General features: G+C 69.3%; 1 protein-coding gene. It reads left to right on the plus strand.

Translation table 11 applies throughout. The annotated features are described in order from the left end of the window. Positions 1 to 310: DUF2945 domain-containing protein (locus AB0G02_RS40750; protein ID WP_360806063.1), on the plus strand; the 310-nt coding region annotated here is incomplete at its 5' end. Positions 311 to 398 lie beyond the last annotated feature (88 nt).

The raw sequence follows: 398 nt of genomic DNA on the forward strand, positions 1-398 counted from the left end.
CTCCCCCGGACCGCCCACCGGGTTCCGGTTTGGTGCGGGGCCACCCCGCAACGACACAGGAACACCGGACGAGCGCGGGGAGACGGCCATGGGCGAGCAGCGGTTCCGCAAGGGCGAGGAGGTCGAGTGGTCGAGCCACGGCTCCACCACCCACGGCGAGGTGGTCGAGGAGATCACCTCGGAGGTCGAGGCCGCGGGGCGCAAGGTCAAGGCGTCGGAGGACGACCCCCAGTACCGGGTGCGCAGCGCCAAGAGCGGGCGCGACGCGGTGCACAAGCCGTCCGCCCTGCGACCGCACGACGACGACTGACAGTGATGATGTGTGTGGTGATGTCGTTGGCGGGTCTGACCCATCGACTGACTGACGTCCTGACTGTCCTGCTGGGGATTTGTCGGCC

Origin of the sequence: Actinosynnema sp. NPDC023658, from assembly GCF_040639995.1 — a bacterium.
In the GTDB taxonomy this organism is placed as follows: Bacteria; Actinomycetota; Actinomycetes; order Mycobacteriales; family Pseudonocardiaceae; genus Actinosynnema.